Source organism: Streptomyces sp. CB01635, assembly GCF_002803065.1.
In the GTDB taxonomy this organism is placed as follows: domain Bacteria; phylum Actinomycetota; class Actinomycetes; order Streptomycetales; family Streptomycetaceae; genus Streptomyces.
This window is the reverse complement of the sequence record NZ_NNBL01000026.1, coordinates 82,500-104,744: the sequence shown is the minus strand read 5'-3', so window position 1 is coordinate 104,744 and position 22,245 is coordinate 82,500. Positions and strand designations below refer to the sequence as shown.

Below are 22,245 nucleotides of genomic sequence, written 5' to 3'. Positions count from 1 at the left end.
CTGCTCACGCTCCGGCGGTGGCGACGAGGACGACGGCGATCGCCAGGACGACGGTCCCTGCGAGCAGGGCGCTGAGATAGGTCTGCACGTTGCCGGTCTGGGCGCGGCGGACGGCCCGGCCCAGCCAGTTGGGTACGGCCGCGGCGCCGCGGACATAGGTCTCGACGACCTCGCGGTCGAGGAAGCGGACCAGTGAGGCCGCGGCCAGGACGGGCCGGACGAACAGGACCGCGTAGACGGCGTCCAGGTGGAAGCCGGTGGCCGCGTGGCGGTGCAGCGGGCCGAGCAGGAGACGGCCCGGGTCTGCCGGGTCGGGGGCGTAGGCGATGTCCCCGTACGCGGCCGTGTGGGTGGCGATGGCCTCAGCCTCGACGAGGCCGCCGTCCGCGTCGGGGTGGGCGGCGACGGCGCCGAGCGGGACACGGGCGGCGAGGGCCGTGGTGTGGCGCCAGGCCGCGTAGGTGACGATCCCGCCGACGAGGGCGACGCCCGTGCCGAGGACGGACGTGGTGAGGGTCGGGGTCAGCGAGCGGCCGTCGAACCAGTCGGGCAGGACGCCCACGGTGAGACCGAAGGCGAGCGAGGGGATCGCCAGGACCCACAGGACGGCGTTCATCGCGACGGGCTGCCTGCCGTGGTCCGGGGCCTCGGCTCCGTGGCCGCGGAAGGCCAGGAGCCACAGGCGCGTGGCGTACGCGGCGGTGAGCAGGGCCGTGAGGAGACCGGACACGAGGACGATCCAGCCGGCGGAGGACGGGATCGCCTCGGCGTGGCCGGTGGCCGCGTGCTCGGCGGAGCCGAGGACGGCCTCCTTGGAGAAGAAGCCGCTGAACGGCGGGATCGCGGCGAGCGCGAGGAGCGCCACGGTCATCGTCCAGTAGGCGTCGGGGACGCGGTCGCGCAGGTCCTTCATGCGGGACATGGCGGCGAGCGAGTTCGTGCCGGCGGCGTGGATGACCACGCCCGCCCCGAGGAAGAGCAGCGCCTTGAAGGCGCCGTGCGACAGGAGGTGGAAGACGGCGGCGCCGCGGTCGCCGACGGCGAGGGCGCCGGTCATGTAGCCGAGCTGACCGATCGTCGAGTACGCGAGGACGCGCTTGATGTCGTCCTGCGCGAGGGCGGCGAGCGCCGAGCCGGTCATCGTGACGGCGGCCATGACGGCGAGGACGACCAGGGCGGCGCCGGAGGCGGCGAAGACGGGGAGGAGCCTGGCGACGAAGTAGACACCGGCGGCGACCATCGTCGCGGCGTGGATCAGCGCGGAGACCGGCGTGGGGCCGGCCATCGCGTCGGGCAGCCAGGTGTGCAGTGGGAACTGCGCGGACTTGCCTGCCACACCCGCGAGGAGCAGCAGGGCGATCAGCGTGGGGTGGTCGAGCCCGCCGCTCGCGACGGCACCGAGCACCGTCGTGATGCGGAAGGACCCGGCGTCCACGGCGAGCGCGAACAGGCCGATCAGGAAGGGGACGTCGCCGAGCTTGGTGACCAGGAACGCCTTGAGGGAGGCGGCGCGCGCCTCCGGGGTCTCCCAGTAGTGACCGACGAGGAAGTACGAGCAGATGCCCATGACTTCCCAGCCGACGAGCAGCACCATCAGGTCGCCCGAGTAGACGACGAGGAGCATCGCGGAGGTGAAGAGCGAGACGAGCGCGGCGTACGAGGGGTAGCGCGGGTCGTCGCGCAGGTAGGCCGTCGAGTAGATCTGCACGCACGACGCGACGACGCAGACCAGTACGGCGACGAGCGCGGCGAAGCCGTCGATGTGCAGGGCGAGCTCGATGGGAACGGAGCCCGTCGGGGTGAGTTCGGTGGCCGCGTCGATGCTCCGGCCGCCGCCCTGGCGCACGGCGACGAGGACGGCGAGGACGAGCGCCGCGAGGGTCGGCAGTACGGCGAGGGGCCGTACGAAGCCGGGGGCGGTGCGGCCCAGGAGCAGTCCCGCCGCGGCGGCGAGGAACGGGAGGAGGGGGACGAGTACGGCGAGGGTCGTGGTGGTCACGCGGTGGCCTCGGCCTTCTCGTCCGTCGCGGCGCCGGCGCCGGCGTCCGCTGCGGATCCGTCCGGTGCAGAGCCGTCGGGTCCGCCGTCGTCCGGGGACTCGGCGGTGTCGCGGAGCTTGTCGATGTCGGAGGTGCCGCGGCCGCGGTACACGGCGAGCACGATCGCCAGGCCGATGCCGATCTCGGCGGCGGCGATGGCGATGGTGAAGAGGGTCAGCGCCTGGCCGGAGTGGAGGGTGTCGCGGGCCGCCTTGCTGAGCCAGACGTCGAAGGCGACGAGGTTGAGATTGACGGCGTTGAGCATCAGCTCGACGGACATCAGGACCAGGATCGCGTTGCGGCGGGCCAGCACTCCGTACAGACCCGTGCAGAAGAGCAGGGAGGAAAGGACGGCGGGATAGGCGAGGTGCATCAGCGGTTCCCCTCCCGGGCCTTGGAGTTCATGTCCTGTGCCTTGGCGGTCTTGCGGGAGAGAACGATCGCGCCGACGAGGGCCGCGAGGAGCAGGACCGAGAGGGCCTCGAAGGGGAGCACCCAGTGCTGGAAGAGGATCGATCCGGTCACCGCGGTGGTGCCCTGGGGAGCGCCGTCGAGGTCGACCCACGTGGTGCGGAAGGCGTCCACGACGACCCAGACGAGGGCGGCGGCCGCGGCGACGGCGACCGTCAGCGCGGCCCACCGGTTGCCCGAGTCGGCGTCCGGGGAACGGCCGATGGGCGCCCGCGTGAGCATCAGCCCGAACAGAAGGAGGACGACGACGGAGCCGACGTAGATGAGGACCTGCACCCAGGCGATGAACTCGGCGGTGAGCAGCAGGTATTCGACGGCGAGGCCGCCGAGGGCGACGACCAGCCACAGGGCCGCGTGCACGAGCTGCTTGGTGGTGACGGTGACGATCGCGGCGCCGAAGGTGACCAGGCCGACGAGGAGGAACGCGATCTCGACGCCGGTCGGCGAGAGGAAGCCGTGGGTCTGCGTGGCCGCGGTGGCGGCCGCTGCGATGGGGCTCACGCGGGTCCCTCCTCTCCGGGGGCGGGTTCGTCGGGGGCGGGTTCCTCAGAGGCGGAGGCGGGTGCTTCCGAGGCCGGTGCCTGGGCGGCTGCGGCCTGGGCGGCGGCCAGCTTGTCGGCGGCCTTGCGGGCGGCGGCGAGTTCCTTGGGTTCCTCGGCCGCCGGGTCGAGCGCGGGCGGGGCCGGGACCGTCCACATCCACTCGCGCAGCCGGTCGCGCTCGTGGGTGAGTTCGTGGATGTCCGTCTCCGCGTACTCGAACTCCGGGGACCAGAACAGCGCGTCGAAAGGACACACCTCGATGCAGATACCGCAGTACATGCACAGGGCGAAGTCGATGGCGAAGCGGTCGAGGACGTTGCGGCTGCGCTCGCGGCCGCCCTCGACGGCGGCCGGCACCGTCTCCTTGTGGGAGTCGATGTAGATGCACCAGTCGGGACACTCGCGGGCGCACAGCATGCAGACCGTGCAGTTCTCCTCGAACAGGCCGATGACGCCACGGGTGCGGGGCGGCAGTTCGGGCTGGACGTCCGGGTACTGCTCGGTGACGGTCTTACGCGTCATCGTGCGGAGGGTGACGGCGAGGCCCTTGGCGAGACCTGCGCCTGGGATCGGAGCCACTAGTTGATCGCCACCTTCACGATTCCGGTGAGCGCGATCTGCGCGAGTGCGAGGGGGACGAGGAGGGTCCAGGAGAGTTTCTGGAGCTGGTCCTCGCGGAGACGGGGGTAGGTGACGCGCAGCCAGATCACGACGAACGCGAGGACGGCCGCCTTCAGCAGCGTCCAGACCCAGCCGAGGCCGTCGGCGCCCCACGGCCCGTGCCAGCCGCCCAGGAACAGGACGGTGGTGAGGCCGCACAGGACGACGATCCCGGCGTACTCGGCGAGCAGGAACAGGGCGAAGCGCAGGCCCGTGTACTCGGTGTACGCGCCGAAGATGATCTCGGAGTCGGCGATCGGCATGTCGAAGGGCGGGCGCTGGAGTTCGGCGAGGCCCGCCACGAAGAAGACGAGGGCGCCGACGATCTGCCACGGCACCCACCACCACTCGAACGCCTCGATGATGCCGGGCAGCGAGACGGTGCCGGCGGCCATCGCGACCGAAGCGGCGGCGAGCAGCATCGGCAGTTCGTAGGCGAGGAGCTGAGCGGCGGTGCGCAGGCCGCCCAGGAGGGAGAACTTGTTGGCCGACGCCCAGCCCGCCATGAGCGAGCCGAGCACTCCGACGCCCATGACGGCGAGCACGAAGAAGATGCCGGCGTCGACGACCTGGCCGACCGCGCCCTCGCTCGGGCCCACGGGGATGGCCAGCAGGACGAGGAGGTACGGCAGGAGGGCGACGGCGGGCGCGAGCTGGAAGATGCGGCGGTCCGCGTCGGCGGGAACGACGTCTTCCTTCTGCGCGAACTTCACGCCGTCGGCGACGAGCTGGGCCCACCCGTGGAAGCCGCCCGCGTACATGGGGCCGAGGCGGCCCTGCATGTGCGCCATCACCTTGTGCTCGGTCTGGCCGACGACAAGGGGCAGGACGAGGAAGGCGACGAAGACGACGATGAGCCGCAGAGCGACGTCGAGCACGTCGTTCACTCCGTTCCTCCTGAGGGGGTTTCGGGGGTTTCGGGGGTGTCGGGGGTGGCGTCGGGGGCTTCTTCGGCCTCCGTGGTTTCGGGGGTGGCCGGTGCCTCCGGTGCCGACTCCGGGGTGGCCGGTGCCTCCGGTGCCGACTCCGGGGTGGCCGGTGCCTCCGGTGCCGACTCCGGGGAGGCCGGTGCCTCCGGTGCCGACTCCGGGGTGGCCGGTGCCTCCTCCGGTGCCGACTCCGGGGTGGCCGGTGCCTCAGGCGTGGGCTCCTCCGGCGCGGCCGGTTTCGGCTCGTCGAAGGCCGGGCGGGCGTGGTGCCAGGGCGCGTCGCCGGTGGCGCCGGGCTTGCCCGCGGCGTCCGGCTTGGGCACGGCAGGTGTCTCAGGCGCCGCAGGGGCCCCAGGAGTTGCAGGTGTCTCAGGAGTTGCCGGCGTCTGCGAAGCCGACCCCTGCGACGCACTCCGCGAACGCCTCGGCGGCGCGGCGGCCGCCGCATCCGTGCCCGGCGCGGCGGCCTGACTGGCCGACCCCTCCCCCGCCGTGCGCGTCCGCCGCACCGGACGGTCGCCCGCCGCGCGGCCCGCGCCACGGGCCGGACGGGCCGGGGCGGGCGGAAGCTGGCCCTTCATCGGACCCCACTCGTTCGGATCCGGAACACCCGGCGGCAGCATCTGCCGCCGCTTCGGCCCACCGTGCCCCGCACCCGCCGCAGGCTCACCCGGCTCCTTGGCCCCCGGCCACGCCTTCACGACGCGCGCCGCGAGCACGAAGTCCTTGCGCAGCGGGTGGCCCTCGAAGCCGTCGGGAAGGAGGAGCGGCACCAGGTGCGGGTGGCCCTCGAAGCGGACGCCGAACATTTCGTGCGTCTCGCGCTCGTGCCAGCCGGCGCCCGCGTACACGTCGACCGCGGTGGCCAGGACGGGGGCGTCGTGCGGAACGGTGGTGCGCAGGAGCAGGCGGCGTACGGGAGACAGGGCGACGACGTGCGCGCAGACGCGGAAGCCCGTGCCGGGCTCGTCGACCGCGCTCAGCCAGTCGAAGTAGGTGCAGCCCAGCGTGGTGCGGGCCGTTTCGAGGGCGGCGATCCAGGTGTCCGCGAGAACGTCGACGGTGAGGACCTCGTACGACTCCTCGGCCGTGGCGTCCGGGCCGAAGAGCTCCTCGACGGGTCGGGGCAGCCAACCGGTCACCGCTCTCCCTCCCCGGAGTCGTCGCGCGTGGGGACCGGCGGCTTCACGAGACCACTGCTGAGCGCGGCCGCCGAAGGCCGCCCGGCCGCCGCGTCAGCCGACGCGTACCGCTCGCCCAGCGACTCGCGCGCGATCTTCTCCTGAAGCTTCAGAATCCCCTGGAGCAGCGCCTCCGGCCGGGGCGGGCACCCGGGCACGTACACGTCGACCGGAATGATCTGGTCGACGCCCTTGGTGACCGAGTACGAGTCCCAGTACGGGCCGCCGCAGTTGGAGCAGGCGCCGAACGAGATGACGTACTTGGGCTCGGGCATCTGCTCGTACAGGCGCTTCACGGCCGGGGCCATCTTGTCCGTGACCGTGCCGGAGACGACCATCAGGTCGGCCTGGCGCGGGCCCGGTGCGAAGGGGATGACGCCGAGGCGGATGAAGTCGTGCCGCGCCATGGACGCCGCGATGAACTCGATCGCGCAGCAGGCCAGGCCGAAGTTGAAGACCCAGAGCGAGTAGCGGCGGCCCCAGTTGAGGACCACCTTCATCGGCTCGGGGGCCAGGCGGGACAGCACGCCCAGCTTCTTCGGGCTGACGGGATCCGGCAGGAGCACGGGCTCCGAGGGGGTCACGTCCATGTGAGGACGCCCTTCTTGTATGCGTACAGCAGGCCCACGGCGAGGAAGCCGAGGAAGATGAACATCTCCACGAGCGTCGCCGCGCCGAACTGTGGATCGGCGAAGACGGTCGCCCACGGGAAGAGGAAGATCGAGTCGACGGCGAAGATCACGTAGAGGAACGCGTAGACGTAGTAACGGACCTGGGTGTGGGCCCAGCCGTCGCCGACGGGGTCGACGCCGCACTCGTACGTCAGGAGTTTCTCGGGGGTCGGCACGACCGGCCGCAGCAGCCGTCCCGCGCCGAAGGCGACGGCCACGAACAGGACGCCCACGACGGCGAGCACGCCGACGACGGAGTACGTCTGGAAGTAGTCCGCGGCGACCATGGTCGGTTCCGGCACGTCCGCCCCTCGCTCCGTGGTGTTCGACGATCTGTACGCACGGGAGTCTAGGGCCTGTTAAAGAGACGGTAAGCAGGCGTCCAGGGTTGAGGTGGGGTTATCCCCCGTCGGGTCCGGCAGCCCGCCTCATGGCGCCCCGGCGCCCGGCCGGGCACGCTGTCGCATATGACCGCTCGCATCGTCACCACAGAGCCGGACGTGGACCGTCCGCCGGCCCCGCGCTTCGCCTTCGACCGGCACACCTGGAAGGAGATCGCGTATCTCCTCAGCAATCTGCCGGTCGCCGTGCTCGGCTTCGCCTATGTCGTGACGATGCTGGCCACCGGCGTCGGCCTGGCCGTGACGGTGATCGGTCTGCCCGTGCTCGCGGCCGGTCTGCTCGGCGCGCGTCAGCTCGGGAAGGCGGAGCGCGGACGGGCCCGCGCGCTGCTCGGGCTGCGCATCGAGGAGCCGAGCCCGCTGCCGCGCAGGCGCGACGAGGGCTTCTTCGGCCGGCTGTGGTCCGGCCTGAAGGACCCGGTGGGCTGGCGGGCGATGCTGTACGAGTTCATACGGCTGCCCTGGGGCGTGCTCACGTTCGCGATCACGCTGACCGGGCTCTTCGTGCTGTGGCCGGTGCTTCCGTTCATCGTGCGGGGGCTGACCAACGCGGACCGGGCGATGGCGCGGGCGCTCCTGTCACCCTCGGACGAGCTGGAACGGCGGATCGCCGAGCTGGAGTCGGACCGCGGCGTCGTCGTCGACACGGCCGCCGCCGACCTGCGCCGCATCGAGCGCGACCTGCACGACGGCGCACAGGCCCGCCTGGTCAACCTCGCGATGGGCCTCGGCCTCGCGAAGGAGAAGCTGCTCGAGGACCCGGACGCCGCCGCCGCCATGGTCGACGAGGCACACGGCGAGGTGAAGCTGGCCCTTCAGGAGCTGCGCGATCTGGCCCGCGGCATCCACCCGGCGGTCCTGACCGACCGCGGCCTGGACGCGGCCCTGTCCTCCGTGGCCTCCCGCTGCACGGTCCCGGTGAAGGTCACGGCCGACCTGCCTCAGCGGCCCGCCGCGGCGATCGAGGGCATCGCGTACTTCACGGTGTCCGAGCTGCTCCAGAACGTCAGCAAGCACAGCGGGGCGCGGTCGGCGTCGGTCGACGTGTGGCGCTCCGGGGACCGGCTGCTGATCCAGGTGGGGGACGACGGGCACGGCGGCGCGAGCCTCGACAAGGGCACGGGCATGTCGGGCCTCGCGGACCGGCTCGGCGCGGTGGACGGCCTGTTCGTCGTGGACTCGCCGGAGGGCGGCCCGACGACGGTGACCGCCGAGCTGCCCTGGCGCGACCGCACGCCTGCCTGAGCGGCACCGTGGGGGTAGGGAAAACCCCCGGTCCAAGACGCCGACCGGCTCCATGGCCGCGAGGCGCCGCCACGAGGAGTCTGGAAGTACCAGGCGGACGAGCAGAACGGACGGACCCCACCGATGATCACGCCCACGCAGTACGGACAGGGACATGGCTACCGCGACGACGCGGTGGCCGGGGAACGGCGTCACCTTCTCCCGGCCGGGCTGCGCGCGCCGTTCGAGGGCCGTACGTTCCGCGAGTTCGGCTATCTGCTCCTGAGCCTCCCGATCAGCATCATCACGTTCGTGTACGCGGTGACGATGGTGTCGCTCGGCGCCGGCCTGCTGATCACGTTCCTCGGCATCCCCGTGCTGGCCGGCGCCCTCGCCGGGGCGCGCGGGTTCGCCGCGATGGAACGGGCCAGGGCGCGCGCGCTGCTCGGCATCGACGTCGGCACCCCGGCTCCGCTGCGGCCCCGCGCCCACGGTCCGATGGCATGGATGGGCGCCCTCCTCAAGAGCGGCGAGTCCTGGCGCAACCTGCTGTACACGGTCGTGCACTTCCCGTGGGCGGTCTTCGCTTTCAACGTCGCGCTGGTCTTCTGGACGGTCGGCTGGTCCCTGCTCACGTATCCGCTGTGGCAGTGGGTCTTCCCCATGTACGCGGGCCAGGGCGGCATCCAGCTGTACGGCGACGGCGCGCACAACGTGTACCTGGACAACCCCTTCGAGATCACCGTCACCGCGGCGGTCGGCCTGCTGATCACGCTCGCGACACCGTGGATCATCAGGGCGCTGGCCTCCGTGGACCGGGCGCTGGTGAGCGGGCTGCTCGGCCCCTCGCGGCTCGCCACGCGCGTCGTGGAGCTGGAGTCGGACCGCGGCGTCGTCGTCGACACGGCCGCCGCCGACCTGCGCCGCATCGAGCGCGACCTGCACGACGGCGCACAGGCCCGCCTGGTCAGCCTCGCGATGGACCTGGGTCTCGCCAAGGAGAAGCTGACGGAGGACCCGCGGGCGGCGGCGCGCATGGTGGACGAGGCGCACGGCGAGGTGAAGACGGCACTCCAGGAGCTGCGGGACCTGGCCCGCGGCATCCACCCGGCCATCCTGACCGACCGCGGCCTGGACGCGGCCCTGTCCTCCCTGGCCTCGCGCTGCACGGTCCCGGTACAGGTCGAGGTCGACCTGCCCGCACGGCCCGCGCCGGCCATCGAGGGCATCGCCTACTTCACGGTCGGCGAGCTCCTGCAGAACGTCAGCAAGCACAGCCGGGCGACCCGCGCCACGGTCGACGTGTGGCGGGTCGAGGACCGGCTGATGCTCCAGGTGATGGACAACGGCGTGGGCGGCGCCGACGCCTCCGCCGGTTCAGGCCTCGCGGGGCTCGCCGAGCGGCTCGACGCCGTCGACGGGATCCTCCTGGTGGACTCGCCGACGGCGGGCCCGACGCGGATCACGGCCGAACTGCCGTGGCGGCGCGCCTGACGACCAGCTCCCGCGTGTGCGGTGCACCCTTCCCCGGGGCGCACCGCACACGCGTGTCCTCCCTCTTCCCGGCCAATCCCGGCACCACAGCCCAGGACCGTCCGGATGCTGGGATGCTGATGACTGTTGAACGGGTGGGACGGGCTGTGGGGGGCCGAGAAACGTGGAGGACAGAGTGCGAGTGGTCATCGCCGAGGATTCAGTGCTGCTCAGGGAGGGCCTGACCCGGTTGCTGACCGACCGCGGGCACGACGTGGTGGCGGGCGTGGGCGACGGGGACGCGCTGGTCAAGACCATCACCGACCTGGCCGCGCAGGACGCGTTGCCGGACGTGGTGGTCGCCGACGTGCGGATGCCGCCGACCCACACGGACGAGGGCGTGCGCGCCGCGGTCCTGCTGCGCAAGCAGCACCCGGGGCTCGGGGTGCTGGTCCTTTCGCAGTACGTGGAGGAGCAGTACGCGACCGAGCTGCTCGCCGGTTCCAGCCACGGCGTGGGCTACCTGCTCAAGGACCGGGTGGCCGAGGTGCGCGAGTTCGTGGACGCGGTGGTGCGGGTGGCGCAGGGCGGTACGGCGCTCGACCCCGAGGTGGTGGCCCAGCTCCTGGGGCGCAGCCGTAAGCAGGACGTGCTGGCGGGGCTGACTCCGCGTGAGCGCGAGGTGCTCGGCCTGATGGCCGAGGGCCGGACGAACTCGGCGATCGCGCGTCAACTGGTCGTGAGCGACGGCGCGGTGGAGAAGCACGTCAGCAATATCTTCCTGAAGCTGGGGCTGTCCCCGAGTGACGGGGATCACCGGCGTGTTCTGGCGGTGCTCACCTACCTGAACTCGTGACGACCTGACACCCTGTCAGATATGGCGGGAATCGACCGGTGGACTCCGGGGCGCTCCGGGGCCGGCTTCCGGGTCGACTCGGAGTCGACCCGGAGTCGGTCCTAGAACCAAAGGATGAGTGGGCGCGTCTTCGAACAGGGGGCCATGGGGGTGGGTAAATCATGACAAACAAGGTCATCAGGGTGTCTCATTGTCGCGTCCACCATGCGAACCATCCAGGGAAGGCGACCCTTACCGACGTAGGGTGGGCCATGGAGAGGCCGGTCGGCCGGCCGCTCCCGCAGAGCCGCCTCGAGGGAGGTCCAGTTCAGTGACCAGCCAGGTCAGTAGCCCGGCCGAGCAGGCCGATGGGGCAGTGGTCCGAGAGCAGCGCAGACACGCGAACGACAAGGACGTACGGCGTCTGGACCGGGTCATCATCCGGTTTGCGGGCGACTCGGGCGACGGGATGCAGCTGACGGGTGACCGGTTCACCTCGGAGACTGCGTCGTTCGGGAACGACCTGTCCACGCTGCCGAACTTCCCCGCCGAGATCCGAGCGCCCGCAGGGACACTGCCGGGCGTTTCTTCGTTCCAGCTGCATTTCGCGGACCACGACATCCTCACGCCGGGCGACGCGCCGAACGTGTTGGTGGCGATGAACCCGGCCGCGCTGAAGGCGAACATCGCGGATGTGCCGCGCGGCGCGGAAATCATCGTCAACACGGACGAGTTCACCAAACGGGCGATGCAGAAGGTCGGTTACGAGACCTCCCCGCTGGAGGACGGTTCGCTGGACGGATACCACGTCCATCCGGTGCCGCTGACGACGCTCACGGTCGAGGCGCTCAAGGAGTTCGGGCTGTCCCGCAAGGACGCGGGCCGCTCGAAGAACATGTTCGCGCTGGGGCTGCTGTCGTGGATGTACCACCGGCCCACCGAGGGCACGGAGCGGTTCCTCAAGTCGAAGTTCGCGAAGAAGCCGCAGATCGCCGCGGCGAACATCGCCGCTTTCCACGCGGGCTGGAACTTCGGTGAGACGACGGAGGACTTCGCGGTCTCCTACGAGGTCGCACCCGCCTCGTCCGCGTTCCCGACCGGCACCTACCGCAACATCTCCGGGAACCTGGCCCTGTCCTACGGGCTGATCGCGGCGTCCCGGCAGGCGGACCTGCCGCTGTATCTGGGCTCGTACCCGATCACTCCGGCCTCGGACATCCTGCACGAGCTGTCGAAGCACAAGAACTTCGGCGTGCGCACGTTCCAGGCGGAGGACGAGATCGCCGGGATCGGCGCGGCGCTGGGCGCGTCGTTCGGCGGCAGCCTCGCCGTCACGACCACCTCCGGCCCCGGCGTGGCCCTGAAGTCGGAGACGATCGGACTGGCCGTCTCCCTCGAACTGCCGCTGCTGGTGGTCGACATCCAGCGCGGCGGCCCCTCGACCGGGCTGCCCACCAAGACGGAGCAGGCGGACCTGCTCCAGGCGATGTACGGGCGCAACGGTGAGGCGCCGGTTCCGGTGGTCGCGCCGCGCACGCCCGCCGACTGTTTCGACGCGGCGATCGAGGCGGCCCGGATCGCGATCACGTACCGCACCCCGGTCTTCCTCCTCTCCGACGGCTACCTGGCCAACGGCTCGGAGCCGTGGCGCATCCCCGAGATCGACCAACTCCCCGACCTGCGCACCCAGTTCGCCTCCGGCCCGAATCACACCGAGGACGACGGCACCGAGGCGTTCTGGCCCTACAAGCGCGATCCGCAGACGCTGGCCCGTCCGTGGGCGATCCCGGGCACGCCGGGCCTTGAGCACCGTATCGGCGGGATCGAGAAGCAGGACGGCACGGGCAACATCTCCTACGACCCGGCCAACCACGAGCTCATGGTCCGCACCCGCCAGGCCAAGATCGACGGCATCGAGGTCCCGGACCTGGAGGTCGACGACGCCTCGGGCGAGGCCAACACCCTTGTCCTCGGCTGGGGTTCGACCTACGGACCCATCACCGCCGCCGTACGCCGGCTGCGCACCGCCGGCGAACACATCGCGCAGGCCCATCTGCGCCATCTGAACCCGTTCCCGCGGAATCTGGGCGAGGTCCTGAAGCGTTACGAGAAGGTGGTGATCCCCGAGATGAACCTCGGCCAGCTCGCCACCCTCGTCCGGGCGAAGTACCTGGTGGACGCCCACTCGCACAACCAGGTCAACGGCATGCCGTTCAAGGCTGAGCAGCTCGCCACGGCTCTCAAGGAGGCCATCCATGGCTGACACCGGCACGAAAGGCACGGGCACGATCGAGGCGCTCTCGCTGGTACCCAAGGCCGAGGCCGAGCAGTCCATGAAGGACTTCAAGTCCGATCAGGAAGTGCGCTGGTGCCCCGGCTGCGGCGACTACGCGATCCTGGCGGCCGTCCAGGGCTTCATGCCCGAGCTCGGTCTGGCGAAGGAGAACATCGTCTTCGTCTCGGGAATCGGCTGCTCGTCCCGCTTCCCGTACTACATGAACACCTACGGGATGCACTCCATCCACGGCCGCGCCCCGGCCATCGCGACCGGCCTGGCGTCCTCGCGCCGCGACCTGTCCGTGTGGGTGGTCACCGGTGACGGCGACGCCCTGTCCATCGGCGGCAACCACCTCATCCACGCCCTGCGCCGCAACGTGAATCTGAAGATCCTCCTCTTCAACAACCGGATCTACGGCCTCACCAAGGGTCAGTACTCGCCCACCTCCGAGGTCGGCAAGATCACCAAGTCGACTCCGATGGGCTCTCTCGACGCGCCCTTCAACCCGGTGTCCCTCGCGCTCGGCGCGGAGGCGTCGTTCGTGGCCCGTACCGTCGACTCCGACCGCAAGCACCTCACCGACGTGCTGCGCCAGGCGGCCGCCCACCCGGGCACCGCCCTGGTGGAGATCTACCAGAACTGCAACATCTTCAACGACGGCGCCTTCGATGTCCTCAAGGACAAGCAGCAGGCCGAGGAGGCGGTGATCCGCCTGGAGCACGGGCAGCCGATCCGCTTCGGCACCGACCTCGCCAAGGGCGTCGTGCGGGACCCGCAGACCGGTGACCTGGAGGTCGTCGACGTGACCGAGGACAACCAGTCACAGATCCTCGTCCACGACGCACACGCGGCCTCGCCCACGACGGCGTTCGCCCTGTCCCGGCTGGCCGACCCGCACACCCTGCACCACACACCCATCGGCGTCTTCCGCTCCGCCGAGCGGCCCGTCTACGACGTGCAGATGTCCGAACAGCTCGACGAGGCGATCGAGCAGAACGGCAAGGGCGACCTCGGCGCGCTGCTCGCCGGGGGCGACACCTGGACCGTGGTCGGTTAGGCGGACCGCCCGACGACACAGCCCGCGCCCCTTATGGGGCGCGGGTTTCGTCGTATGCCGCTCTGGCCTCCGTCACCGCTTCCATGCGGCGCTCCGTCCACATCGCGAGCGTCCTCACCTGTTCCGCCGCCTCGCGGCCGAGATCGGTGAGCGAGTAGTCCACGCGTGGCGGGATGACCGGCTTCGCGTCGCGGTGCACCATTCCGTCGCGCTCCAGGGTCTGGAGCGTCTGCGTGAGCATCTTCTCGCTGACGCGGCCGATCTCCCGGCGCAGCTCGCTGAACCGGTACGAGCGCTCCTCAAGCGCGATCAGCACGAGGACGCCCCAGCGGCTGGTGACGTGTTCGAGCACGAGCCGGTACGGGCACAGCTCTTCGCCGTCGGTGCCCCACTTGCTTACTGCCATGCCAGTACCTTACTTCAAAGTGGGTACTTTCCAATAGTTAGTGCCCGGCGTAGGCTCAGCGTCATAACCATCCACCAAGGGAGATTTCAGACATGAGCATCGTCGTCACCGGAGCCACCGGACGCCTCGGCCGTCTCGTCATCGACGGCCTCCTTGCCGCCGGCGTCCCGGCGGAGAGCATCGCCGCCGTCGTCCGCGACAAGGACAAGGCCGCCGGCCTCGCCGCCCGCGGCGTCGAGCTGCGGATCGCCGACTACAGCGCGCCCGGGACGCTGGCCGGCGCCTTCGCCGCCGGGGACCGGGTCCTGCTGATCTCCGGCAGCGAGGTCGGGCAGCGCGTGGCGCAGCATCAGGCCGTGATCGACGCCGCGAAGGGCGCGGGCGTCGCGCTGCTCGCGTACACCGGCGTCCTCGGCGGGCCCGAGGCCGACTTCGACCTGGCGGCCGAGCACAAGGTGACCGAGCAGGCGATCCTGGACTCCGGTCTGCCGTACACGTTCCTGCGCAACGGCTGGTACCACGAGAACTACACCGAGAACCTCGCCCCGGTCCTGGAACACGGCGCCGTCACCGCCTCCGCGGGCGAGGGCCGCGTCGCCTCCGCCTCCCGCGCCGACTACGCCGCCGCCGCGGTCGCCGTCCTCACCGGCGAGGGCCACGAGAACCAGGCGTACGAGCTGAGCGGCGACGTCGCCTGGTCCTTGGCGGAGTACGCCGCCGAGCTGTCGAAGCAGACGGGCCGCACGATCGCGTACAACTCCGTCACGCCCGAGCAGAACCGCGAGATCCTGCTCGGCGCCGGACTGCCCGCACCCTTCGCCGACATCCTCGTGGGCGTCGACACCGCCATCGAGCAGGGCCTGCTCGCCACCACCACCGGCGACCTGTCCCGGCTGACCGGCCGCCCCACGACCCCGCTCGCGGACGCGATCAAGGCCGCGCTCGCCTGAGAAACGGACGGTCTCCCACCTGCACGGACGTCCTGTCATGACCGTATAGAGATACGGACATGACAGCCGGTGCCCCGCGGCGCTACCTTCATGAGTGGCCGCCACGGGGCGTCCGCGTGTGTGAAGGAGGGGCCGTGGAGGCTGGGCAGTCGAGGAGCGAACAGCGCACAGGACTGTTGAACGGCATCGCGGCCTATGGGATGTGGGGCCTGGTGCCCCTGTTCTGGCCCCTGCTCAAGCCCGCCGGCGCCGGTGAGATCCTCGCCCACCGCATGGTGTGGTCGTTGGCCGTGGTCGGCATCGCCCTGCTCTTCGTACGCCGCTGGGCCTGGGCCGGTGAGCTGCTGCGCAACCCGCGCAGGCTGGCGCTCGTCACGGTCGCCGCGGCCGTCATCACGGTCAACTGGGGCGTCTACATATGGGCCGTGAACGCGGGCCATGTCGTCGAGGCGTCACTCGGCTACTTCATCAATCCGCTGGTCACCATCGCCATGGGCGTCCTGCTCCTGGGCGAGCGGCTGCGGCCCGCGCAGTGGGCGGCGGTCGGCGTCGGCCTCGCCGCGGTCCTCGTCCTCGCCTTCGGATACGGGCAGCCGCCCTGGATCTCCCTCTGCCTCGCCTTCTCCTTCGCCACGTACGGTCTGGTGAAGAAGAAGGTGAACCTCGGCGGCCTGGAGTCGCTCGCCGCCGAGACCGCGATCCAGTTCGTGCCCGCGCTCGCCTATCTGCTGTGGATCGGCGCGCAGGGCGAGTCCACGTTCGGCAACGGCGCGGGCCACGCCACGCTGCTCGCGGCGACGGGCCTGGTCACCGCGATCCCCCTGGTCTGCTTCGGCGCCGCCGCCATCCGCGTACCGCTGTCGACGCTGGGGCTGCTCCAGTACCTGGCGCCGGTCTTCCAGTTCCTGCTCGGCATCCTGTACTTCCACGAGGCGATGCCCGCCGAACGCTGGGCGGGCTTCGCTCTCGTATGGGTGGCGCTCACGCTCCTGACGTGGGACGCCCTGCGGACGGCCCGGCGGGGGCGGATCGCGCTTGCCGAGCAGGAGGCGCGGGTGACGGCTCCGGAGACGGTGCCGGAGTCGATTCCGCAGCCGCAGACACAGACTCAGCCGCAGACACAGCCTGAGACGGATCCGCGGCGCGAGCCGGCCGCCTGATCCCGCGCGCCGACACGAGCGCGCCCAGCGTCACCATCACCACCGGCACCACGAGGGCCGCGCGGAAGGCGGAGAGCGTGTCGGCCGCGCCGGCCCCCTTCGAGGCGAGCCCGTACACCGCGGTCACCGCCGAGATGCCGAGCGCCGAACCGAACTGCGTCGACGTGTGGAGCAGCCCGCCCGCGAGCCCCTGCTCCTCCTCCGCGACCCCGTCCGTCGCCGCGATGGTCAGCGGACCGTAGGCCAGCGCGAACGCGGTCCCGGCGAGGATCAGGGTCGGGAACATGGCGGCGTACGTCCAGTCCATGCCGACCGGCAGGAAGAGCCCGTACGCGAGGATCGCCAGCAGGAAGCCGCCGAGGACGACGCGCGCGTTGCCGAACCGCTCGACCAGGCGCGGGGTGAGCGTCGGCGCGAGGACCGCGTCGCAGCCCATCACGACGAGCGCGATCGCCGTCTGCAGGGACGACCAGCCTCGCAGCTCCTGGAGGTACAGGGTCAGCACGAACTGGAACCCGAAGAACGCGCCGACGAACAGCAGTGCCCCCAGGCCGGCGCGGACCACCGTCCCCGTACGGAAGATGCCGAGCCGCACGAGGGGCGCCGCGCTGTGCCGCTCCACGGCGACGAAGACGCCGACGAGCGCGAGCCCCAGGGCGACGGCGGCGGCCGTCAGCGGCCAGTCCGTGAGCCCGTGTTCGAGCCGCACGACGCCGTAGGCGACCAGCAGCATGGCGCCCGCCGCCGCGGCCGCTCCGGCCACGTCGAAGCCGCTGCGCCGCCGCCCGGGCGCGGCCTGCGCCGGAATCAGCCGCACCGCGGCGGCCAGGATCGCCCCGGCGAGCAGCACGGGCGCGAAGAACACCCACCGCCAGCCGAGCTCGGTCAGCAGCCCACCGACGACGAGCCCGAGGGAGAAGCCGCCCGCGGCCGTGCCCGCGAAGACGAGGAGCGCCTTGTTGCGCTGCGGCCCCTCGGCGTACGAGGTGGTGATGAGCGACAGCGCGGCCGGCGTCATGAACGCGGCGGAGACGCCGGTGACGAAGCGCGCGACGATCAGCATCCACCCCTCGGTCGCGAAGCCGCCGAGCCCGGAGAAGGCCAGGAAGACTGCCAGCCAGAACAGGAACATCCGGCGCCGCCCGAGCAGATCGGCCGCCCGGCCGCCGAGCAGCGTGAATCCGGCGTAGCCGAGGACGTAGGCGCTCATGACCCACGCTGCCGTTCCGGTGCCGAGCGCCAGATCGGACCGGATCGAGGGGATCGCGACGGCGAGCATGGCGACGTCGACACCCTCCAGAAAGATCGTTCCGCAGAGGACCAACAGCAGTGCCCAGGCGCGAGTACCCATGACGGGTCGGCTCCTCAAGTCGCATACAGGAATGGGTGGTTACGCGACGGAGGGTCGGTTCCCTCTTGTAACCGCCTCGATCCTGCGGCAGCATCGACGGGCATGGAAGAAGGCACTTCGAAGTCACCGAGTAACTGCGCGAGCACCGCCTCCGGCGCCGGCTACGGCGATGCGGACCCCTTCCAGTGGGACACCCGCGAGGACTGCGAGGTGCGCCAGATCCTCGACCGGGTCGCCGACAAGTGGTCCCTGCTCGTCATCGCGCTCCTCGAACACCGCCGGCTGCGCTTCACGCAGCTGCGCCGCGAGATCGACGGGATCAGCCAGCGGATGCTGACGGTCACACTGCGGCAGCTGGAGCGGGACGGCCTGGTGAAGCGGACGGTGCACCCGGTGGTGCCACCCCGGGTCGAGTACGAACTGACGCCGCTCGGCGGCACGCTGCACGAGACGATCCGGTCCCTGGTGGCGTGGACCGAACACCACCAGGGCGAGATCGCCGCGGCCCGCGCCGCGTACGACACCCGGGCGGCGCAGGAGGCGGCGGCGGCAGCCGGAGCGACGATCGGCGCGAGCGCTCCCTGAGCCGCGGGCGGGCCCCCTGGACGGAATTACTTGCGCATGCATAAACTGCACATGCAGGTAATCGGCGCGACCAACCGACCCCGGAGTGCCCCATGTCCCGCACGTTCCTCTTTCTGCTCGGCAGCAGCCGCGGCGAAGGCAACACCGAGATCCTGGCCCGCAGGGCCGCCGAGCAGCTCTCCCCCGAGGTCGGGCAGCGCTGGATCGACCTCGCCGCGCACCCGCTCCCCGACTTCGAGGACCTTCGCCACGACAGCGACCACACCCGGCCCGCCGGCGACAACACGGCGCTGCTCCTGGACGCGACCCTCGAAGCCACCGACATCGTCATCGCGTCGCCGCTGTACTGGTACTCCGTCTCGGCCCCCACCAAGCGCTACCTCGACTACTGGTCGGGCTGGCTGCGCACCCCCGGCATCGACTTCAAGGCGACGCTCCAAGGGCGCACCCTGTGGGGCGTGACGGCGCTCGCCCACGAGGAGCAGGTCGTCGCGGACCCGCTGGTCGGCACGCTGCGCAACTCGGCCGCGTACATGGGCATGCGCTTCGGCGGTGTCCTGCTCGGCAACGGCAGCAAGCCCGGCGACGTACTCAAGGACGAGGAGGCGCTGCTGCGCGCCAAGTCGTTCTTCGCGCCCGAACGGCAGCCGGAGATCGCCCGTTTCCCGTACGAGGCGTAGCGGTGCGGCAGTCGGCTACGCCGTGACGTCCTTCGTCGTGAAGCGCGCCCACGCCGCCGAGCCGAACACGGCCGCGTACAGGCCCTGCAGGCCAAGGTTCTTGAGCAGGTCGTCCCAGTAGACCGGCTCGCGCATCAGGTCGGCGAAGGACAGCCAGTGGTGCGAGAACAGATACGGCTGGATCGCGTGCAGCTGGGGGATCTGGTCGAGGATCTGGACGGTGATGAGCAGTCCCACCGTCGTCGCCATCGCCGCGATCCCGCTGTTCGTGAGCGTCGAGACGAACAGTCCGAGCGCGGCGATCCCCACGAGTGACGCGGCCACGACGAGGGCGATCAGCAGGGCCCGTACGAGACCCTCGCCGAAGCCGATCCGGGTACCGGAGATCGTGACGAGGTCGCCGAGCGGGAAGAGCAGGGCACCCGTGGCGAGCGCCGTCGCCGCCACGACCAACGTCGCGACCAGGCAGAACGTCATCGTGGTCGCGTACTTGGTGAGGAGCAGGCGGGTGCGGCCCGCGGGGGCGACGAGCAGATAGCGCAGCGTCCCCGCGTTCGCCTCGCCGGCGATCGCGTCGCCCGCGATCACCCCGACGGCCATCGGCAGGAAGAACGGGAGCGTCGCGGCGAGCGAGGTGAAGACCAGGAACAGGCCGTTGTTGGTGATCTGCGCGATGAACGCAGGCCCTCCCCCGCCGCCGCCCGCGGCTTGTGAACCGCCGCTCGTCTCGATCTTGACGGCGATCCCGACGAGGATCGGCACCCCGGCCAGGACCGCGAGCAGGGCGATCGTGCGCCAGCGGCGGAACGTGGTGACCAGCTCGCTGCGGAACAGGCCGAGCGTCCACATCCTCTTCCGCACGGGCGCCGCGTCCTCGGCGGCGGTGACGGCGGCGGCCGTGGCCTCAGCCTGCGACATCGAATCCCTCTCCGGTCAGGGCCACGAACGCGTCCTCCAGCGAAGCCCGTTCGAGTCCGAAGCCGCGGACGCGGACGCCCGCGGTGACCAGTGCGGCGTTCAGCTCGGCGAGGTCGGTGCCGGGACCGGGCGGCTCGCCCGTCACCTGGTCGTCCGTCACGGTCAGGTCCGCGATGCCCCGCTCCTTCAGCACGCGCGCCGCGTCGCCCGGGTCGGGGGTCGTGACCACGAGCCGGCCGCGGGCCCCTGCCGCGAGCTCGGCGACCGGGCCCTGCGTGATGAGCCGGCCGCGCGCCATCACGGCCGCGTGCGTGCAGACCTGCTCGATCTCGTCGAGGAGGTGCGAGGAGAGGAAGACGGTCGTGCCGTCCGACGCCAGCTCCCGCACCAGGGAACGGATTTCGCGCATGCCCTGCGGGTCGAGGCCGTTCGTCGGCTCGTCGAGCACGAGGAGCTTGCGGGGCTGGAGCAGCGCGGCGGCGAGCCCGAGGCGCTGCTTCATGCCGAGCGAGTACGCCTTCGCCTTCTTGCCCGCGGCTGCCGTCAGGCCCACCCGGTCCAGAGCGGTGGCGACGCGGGCACGCCGGGTGCGGGGGTCGGCGGCGGGGTCGGCGGAGTCGTACCGGATCAGGTTGTCCCGGCCGGACAGGAACCCGTACAGGGCGGGGCCCTCGATGAGCGCGCCGACGTGCGGGAGGACCGCGCGGGTCGCGCGGGGCATGGGGCGGCCGAGGACGCTGGCCGCGCCGGACGTCGGCTCGATCAGGCCCATCAGCATGCGGATGGTGGTGGTCTTGCCCGAGCCGTTCGGCCCGAGGAAGCCGAAGACGCTGCCGGCGGGGACGGTGAGGTCGAGGCCGTCGACCGCCGGCTGGTCGCCGCCGTAGCGCTTGGTGAGGGCCCGCGTCTCGATCACGGGCTCCTCGGCAGTGCTCGCCGCCATCTCGCTCCCGTCGTGCCCGTCGGTTCTGGTGGAGTGCGGGAGTGGAGGCACCGGCACCGGCGCCTCCACTCCTGACTGCCAACTCTCGTGGCGCGTACGGCTACTGCGCCGCGTTCGCCGCCTTCACGAGCGCGTCCTTGGTGACCGCGCCCGCGTAGACCTTGCCGTCGTCCGTGATCAGCGCGTTGACCAGGCGGGTCGAGAAGACCGTGCCCGAGCCGAACTTGCCCGTCACATGGTCGCCGAGCGCATCCATGAACTTCTGCGCCTCCGGCGGGACGTCGCCCGAGCCCGAGCCGCCCGTCGGCAGGCCCTGCCCGCCAGGCAGCTTCAGCTCGGCGATGGACGTCCAGCCCTCACCGATGACCTTCATGTCGTTCATGCCGCCGCCCTGAGCGTCCTTCAGCTCCTTGGGCATCCCCTTGGGGAGGTCCTTGGGCAGGTCCTTCGGCGCGTGGGACTTGTCCTGCGCCTTGAGGTCGTCGCCCTCGGTGACCTTGGTGCCCTTCGGCGGGGTGAAGTCGAACGTCGAAGCAGCCGGCTTGGCGAAGTCCACCTTGGTGAAGCCCGCGTCCACGACCGCCTTGCCGCCGCCCGCGGGCGTCAGCGTGAACTTCAGCGGCACACCGGTCTTCGCGTCCACCGAGATGGTGATCCCGCCGACCGTCGAACCGGCCTGCTTCGGCTTGACGAGCAGCTTGTACGCGTCACGCCCCGCGACCTGCGACGTTCCCTCCACCGAGATCGACGTCGTCTTGCCGGACGCCTTCAGGACCTCGTCCGCGAGCTCCTTGGGCGTGGCCGGGACGCCCTTGGGCGTCTCGCCCTTGCTGTGCTTCTCGGCCCGGTCACCGGCGGCAGCGGCGTCCTTGGAGTGGTACGCCTCGTTCGACGCGCTGTCGTAGGCCCAGACCTCGTCGCCGTTGTGGATCACGCTGTACTCGGCCGCGTTGCCCAGGACCGACAGCTTGTGCCGGTCCGGGCCGTCCGCCGCGACGCGCAGCGTGTGCGTGCCGGAGGCGAGCTCCATCAGCTTGGACTGCGGGTCGGCGGAGGAGCCCCCCTTGCCGTCCCCGCCTTCCGAGGAGCCGCCGGCGCCCGGGGTGAAGCCGCCCGCCATACCGCCCAGGGACGGGAGTCCGAGATCCGTGGAGATCTTCACCGTGCCGGACATCTGCTGCACGTCCGATTTGGCGATCTTCTCGATGAGTTGCTGCGCGCTGAGCTTCGGCAGATCGGGGTTGCCGGAGTCGGCCAGCGCGGGGACGAGCCCGATCGTCGCCGCGGCCACCCCCACCACCGCGACCGGGACCACATAGCGGGTCGCCTTGCGACGACCGGCGCTTTCGGATTCGTACGGTGCCATGTTGTTGCCCTACCTCCGTGTTGGGCGGCGGCCTACCGTCCTTGCTCGTCTGTCCACCCCAAGCCGCCATTCTCACCCGAACTGGTCGGGAGTGGTGCTATCAATCTGACCAAATCGGCCGGGCG

21 protein-coding genes and 1 pseudogene are annotated in these 22,245 nt (G+C 71.1%); 9 read left to right on the top strand and 13 right to left on the bottom strand.

Annotation, left to right across the window (positions count from 1 at the left end; genetic code table 11):
- Window positions 1–4: 4 nt before the first annotated feature.
- Genes CG723_RS37815 through CG723_RS37780 form a run of 8 tightly spaced genes read right to left on the bottom strand, consistent with a single transcriptional unit; the run spans window position 5 to window position 6,780 of the window.
- Window positions 5–1,999, bottom strand: coding sequence for an NADH-quinone oxidoreductase subunit 5 family protein (locus CG723_RS37815; RefSeq protein WP_100598062.1), 1,995 nt, complete (start codon window positions 1,997–1,999; stop codon window positions 5–7).
- A complete protein-coding gene (gene nuoK, locus CG723_RS37810) occupies window positions 1,996–2,412 on the bottom strand; it encodes an NADH-quinone oxidoreductase subunit NuoK (protein WP_100598061.1) in 417 nt (138 codons plus the stop codon). Before nuoK ends, CG723_RS37815 begins: the two co-directional genes overlap by 4 nt.
- Window positions 2,412–3,011 carry an NADH-quinone oxidoreductase subunit J family protein gene (locus tag CG723_RS37805; protein ID WP_100598060.1) on the bottom strand — a complete coding sequence of 200 codons (600 nt, stop codon included), beginning with the start codon at window positions 3,009–3,011 and terminating at the stop codon, window positions 2,412–2,414. Before CG723_RS37805 ends, nuoK begins: the two co-directional genes overlap by 1 nt.
- Window positions 3,008–3,631: a NuoI/complex I 23 kDa subunit family protein gene (locus tag CG723_RS37800; protein WP_100598059.1), complete on the bottom strand. Its 624-nt coding sequence runs from the start codon at window positions 3,629–3,631 to the stop codon at window positions 3,008–3,010. Before CG723_RS37800 ends, CG723_RS37805 begins: the two co-directional genes overlap by 4 nt.
- Window positions 3,631–4,599 (bottom strand): complex I subunit 1/NuoH family protein, encoded by a 969-nt coding sequence (locus CG723_RS37795; RefSeq protein ID WP_100598058.1) that lies wholly within the window; start codon window positions 4,597–4,599, stop codon window positions 3,631–3,633. The genes CG723_RS37800 and CG723_RS37795 overlap by 1 nt, the downstream gene beginning before the upstream one ends.
- Complete coding sequence (locus CG723_RS37790; protein ID WP_100598057.1) at window positions 4,596–5,783, bottom strand: NADH-quinone oxidoreductase subunit C; 1,188 nt, start codon at window positions 5,781–5,783, stop codon at window positions 4,596–4,598. The genes CG723_RS37795 and CG723_RS37790 overlap by 4 nt, the downstream gene beginning before the upstream one ends.
- On the bottom strand, window positions 5,780–6,412 hold the full coding sequence (locus CG723_RS37785; protein WP_100598056.1) for an NADH-quinone oxidoreductase subunit B: 633 nt from the start codon (window positions 6,410–6,412) through the stop codon (window positions 5,780–5,782). The genes CG723_RS37790 and CG723_RS37785 overlap by 4 nt, the downstream gene beginning before the upstream one ends.
- Window positions 6,403–6,780, bottom strand: coding sequence for an NADH-quinone oxidoreductase subunit A (locus CG723_RS37780; protein ID WP_100598081.1), 378 nt, complete (start codon window positions 6,778–6,780; stop codon window positions 6,403–6,405). The genes CG723_RS37785 and CG723_RS37780 overlap by 10 nt, the downstream gene beginning before the upstream one ends.
- A 180-nt stretch (window positions 6,781–6,960) precedes the next feature.
- Between CG723_RS37780 and CG723_RS37775 the strand changes: the two genes are divergently transcribed.
- The 5 genes from CG723_RS37775 to CG723_RS37755 all read left to right on the top strand — a co-directional run bounded on the left by CG723_RS37775 (window position 6,961) and on the right by CG723_RS37755 (window position 13,761).
- The gene (locus CG723_RS37775) at window positions 6,961–8,139 is read left to right on the top strand and encodes a sensor histidine kinase (RefSeq protein WP_100598055.1); all 1,179 of its coding nucleotides are present in this window, start codon (window positions 6,961–6,963) and stop codon (window positions 8,137–8,139) included.
- Between the two features lie 123 nt (window positions 8,140–8,262).
- A complete protein-coding gene (locus CG723_RS37770) occupies window positions 8,263–9,612 on the top strand; it encodes a sensor histidine kinase (RefSeq protein WP_100598054.1) in 1,350 nt (449 codons plus the stop codon).
- 175 nt (window positions 9,613–9,787) lie between these two features.
- The gene (locus tag CG723_RS37765; protein ID WP_276314690.1) at window positions 9,788–10,447 is read left to right on the top strand and encodes a response regulator transcription factor; all 660 of its coding nucleotides are present in this window, start codon (window positions 9,788–9,790) and stop codon (window positions 10,445–10,447) included.
- Between the two features lie 310 nt (window positions 10,448–10,757).
- Complete coding sequence (locus CG723_RS37760) at window positions 10,758–12,689, top strand: 2-oxoacid:acceptor oxidoreductase subunit alpha (RefSeq protein ID WP_100598052.1); 1,932 nt, start codon at window positions 10,758–10,760, stop codon at window positions 12,687–12,689.
- Window positions 12,682–13,761, top strand: coding sequence for a 2-oxoacid:ferredoxin oxidoreductase subunit beta (locus tag CG723_RS37755; protein WP_100598051.1), 1,080 nt, complete (start codon window positions 12,682–12,684; stop codon window positions 13,759–13,761). The genes CG723_RS37760 and CG723_RS37755 overlap by 8 nt, the downstream gene beginning before the upstream one ends.
- A 31-nt stretch (window positions 13,762–13,792) precedes the next feature.
- Here CG723_RS37755 and CG723_RS37750 read toward each other — a convergent pair whose 3' ends face one another.
- Window positions 13,793–14,167, bottom strand: a complete 375-nt coding sequence (locus tag CG723_RS37750; RefSeq protein WP_100598050.1) for a winged helix-turn-helix transcriptional regulator — start codon at window positions 14,165–14,167, stop codon at window positions 13,793–13,795.
- Between the two features lie 92 nt (window positions 14,168–14,259).
- On the opposite strand from CG723_RS37750, the gene CG723_RS37745 reads away from it, so the two are divergent.
- Together CG723_RS37745 and rarD are read left to right on the top strand one after the other, a co-directional pair.
- Window positions 14,260–15,117, top strand: a complete 858-nt coding sequence (locus CG723_RS37745) for an SDR family oxidoreductase (protein WP_100598049.1) — start codon at window positions 14,260–14,262, stop codon at window positions 15,115–15,117.
- Window positions 15,118–15,251: 134 nt separating this feature from the next.
- Window positions 15,252–16,277, top strand: a complete 1,026-nt coding sequence (rarD, locus tag CG723_RS37740; RefSeq protein ID WP_234374717.1) for an EamA family transporter RarD — start codon at window positions 15,252–15,254, stop codon at window positions 16,275–16,277.
- Here rarD and CG723_RS37735 read toward each other — a convergent pair.
- Window positions 16,264–17,628 (bottom strand): annotated as a pseudogene (locus tag CG723_RS37735) (MFS transporter); the annotation flags it as partial. The gene rarD and the pseudogene CG723_RS37735 overlap by 14 nt on opposite strands.
- A gap of 102 nt (window positions 17,629–17,730) precedes the next feature.
- Between CG723_RS37735 and CG723_RS37730 the strand changes: the two are divergent.
- Window positions 17,731–18,213, top strand: a complete 483-nt coding sequence (locus CG723_RS37730) for a winged helix-turn-helix transcriptional regulator (protein ID WP_100598048.1) — start codon at window positions 17,731–17,733, stop codon at window positions 18,211–18,213.
- 92 nt (window positions 18,214–18,305) lie between these two features.
- On the top strand, window positions 18,306–18,893 hold the full coding sequence (locus CG723_RS37725) for a flavodoxin family protein (RefSeq protein WP_100598047.1): 588 nt from the start codon (window positions 18,306–18,308) through the stop codon (window positions 18,891–18,893).
- Between the two features lie 15 nt (window positions 18,894–18,908).
- Here CG723_RS37725 and CG723_RS37720 read toward each other — a convergent pair whose 3' ends face one another.
- The 3 genes from CG723_RS37720 to CG723_RS37710 form a co-directional block, all read right to left on the bottom strand.
- Complete coding sequence (locus CG723_RS37720) at window positions 18,909–19,811, bottom strand: ABC transporter permease (RefSeq protein ID WP_100598046.1); 903 nt, start codon at window positions 19,809–19,811, stop codon at window positions 18,909–18,911.
- A complete protein-coding gene (locus CG723_RS37715; protein WP_100598045.1) occupies window positions 19,798–20,754 on the bottom strand; it encodes an ABC transporter ATP-binding protein in 957 nt (318 codons plus the stop codon). Before CG723_RS37715 ends, CG723_RS37720 begins: the two co-directional genes overlap by 14 nt.
- Window positions 20,755–20,854: 100 nt before the next feature.
- Window positions 20,855–22,120 (bottom strand): LolA family protein, encoded by a 1,266-nt coding sequence (locus tag CG723_RS37710; RefSeq protein ID WP_100598044.1) that lies wholly within the window; start codon window positions 22,118–22,120, stop codon window positions 20,855–20,857.
- Window positions 22,121–22,245 lie beyond the last annotated feature (125 nt).

Excerpts from the sequence above, each read along its gene's own strand:
- nuoK (WP_100598061.1), bottom strand. The coding sequence starts at position 2,412 with ATGCACCTCGCCTATCCCGCCGTCCTTTCCTCCCTGCTCTTCTGCACG.
- CG723_RS37785 (WP_100598056.1), bottom strand. The coding sequence starts at position 6,412 with ATGGACGTGACCCCCTCGGAGCCCGTGCTCCTGCCGGATCCCGTCAGC.
- CG723_RS37780 (WP_100598081.1), bottom strand. The coding sequence starts at position 6,780 with ATGGTCGCCGCGGACTACTTCCAGACGTACTCCGTCGTCGGCGTGCTC.
- CG723_RS37775 (WP_100598055.1), top strand. The coding sequence starts at position 6,961 with ATGACCGCTCGCATCGTCACCACAGAGCCGGACGTGGACCGTCCGCCG.
- CG723_RS37770 (WP_100598054.1), top strand. The coding sequence starts at position 8,263 with ATGATCACGCCCACGCAGTACGGACAGGGACATGGCTACCGCGACGAC.
- CG723_RS37755 (WP_100598051.1), top strand. The coding sequence starts at position 12,682 with ATGGCTGACACCGGCACGAAAGGCACGGGCACGATCGAGGCGCTCTCG.
- CG723_RS37750 (WP_100598050.1), bottom strand. The coding sequence starts at position 14,167 with ATGGCAGTAAGCAAGTGGGGCACCGACGGCGAAGAGCTGTGCCCGTAC.
- CG723_RS37745 (WP_100598049.1), top strand. The coding sequence starts at position 14,260 with ATGAGCATCGTCGTCACCGGAGCCACCGGACGCCTCGGCCGTCTCGTC.
- CG723_RS37730 (WP_100598048.1), top strand. The coding sequence starts at position 17,731 with ATGGAAGAAGGCACTTCGAAGTCACCGAGTAACTGCGCGAGCACCGCC.
- CG723_RS37725 (WP_100598047.1), top strand. The coding sequence starts at position 18,306 with ATGTCCCGCACGTTCCTCTTTCTGCTCGGCAGCAGCCGCGGCGAAGGC.
- CG723_RS37720 (WP_100598046.1), bottom strand. The coding sequence starts at position 19,811 with ATGTCGCAGGCTGAGGCCACGGCCGCCGCCGTCACCGCCGCCGAGGAC.
- CG723_RS37715 (WP_100598045.1), bottom strand. The coding sequence starts at position 20,754 with ATGGCGGCGAGCACTGCCGAGGAGCCCGTGATCGAGACGCGGGCCCTC.
- CG723_RS37710 (WP_100598044.1), bottom strand. The coding sequence starts at position 22,120 with ATGGCACCGTACGAATCCGAAAGCGCCGGTCGTCGCAAGGCGACCCGC.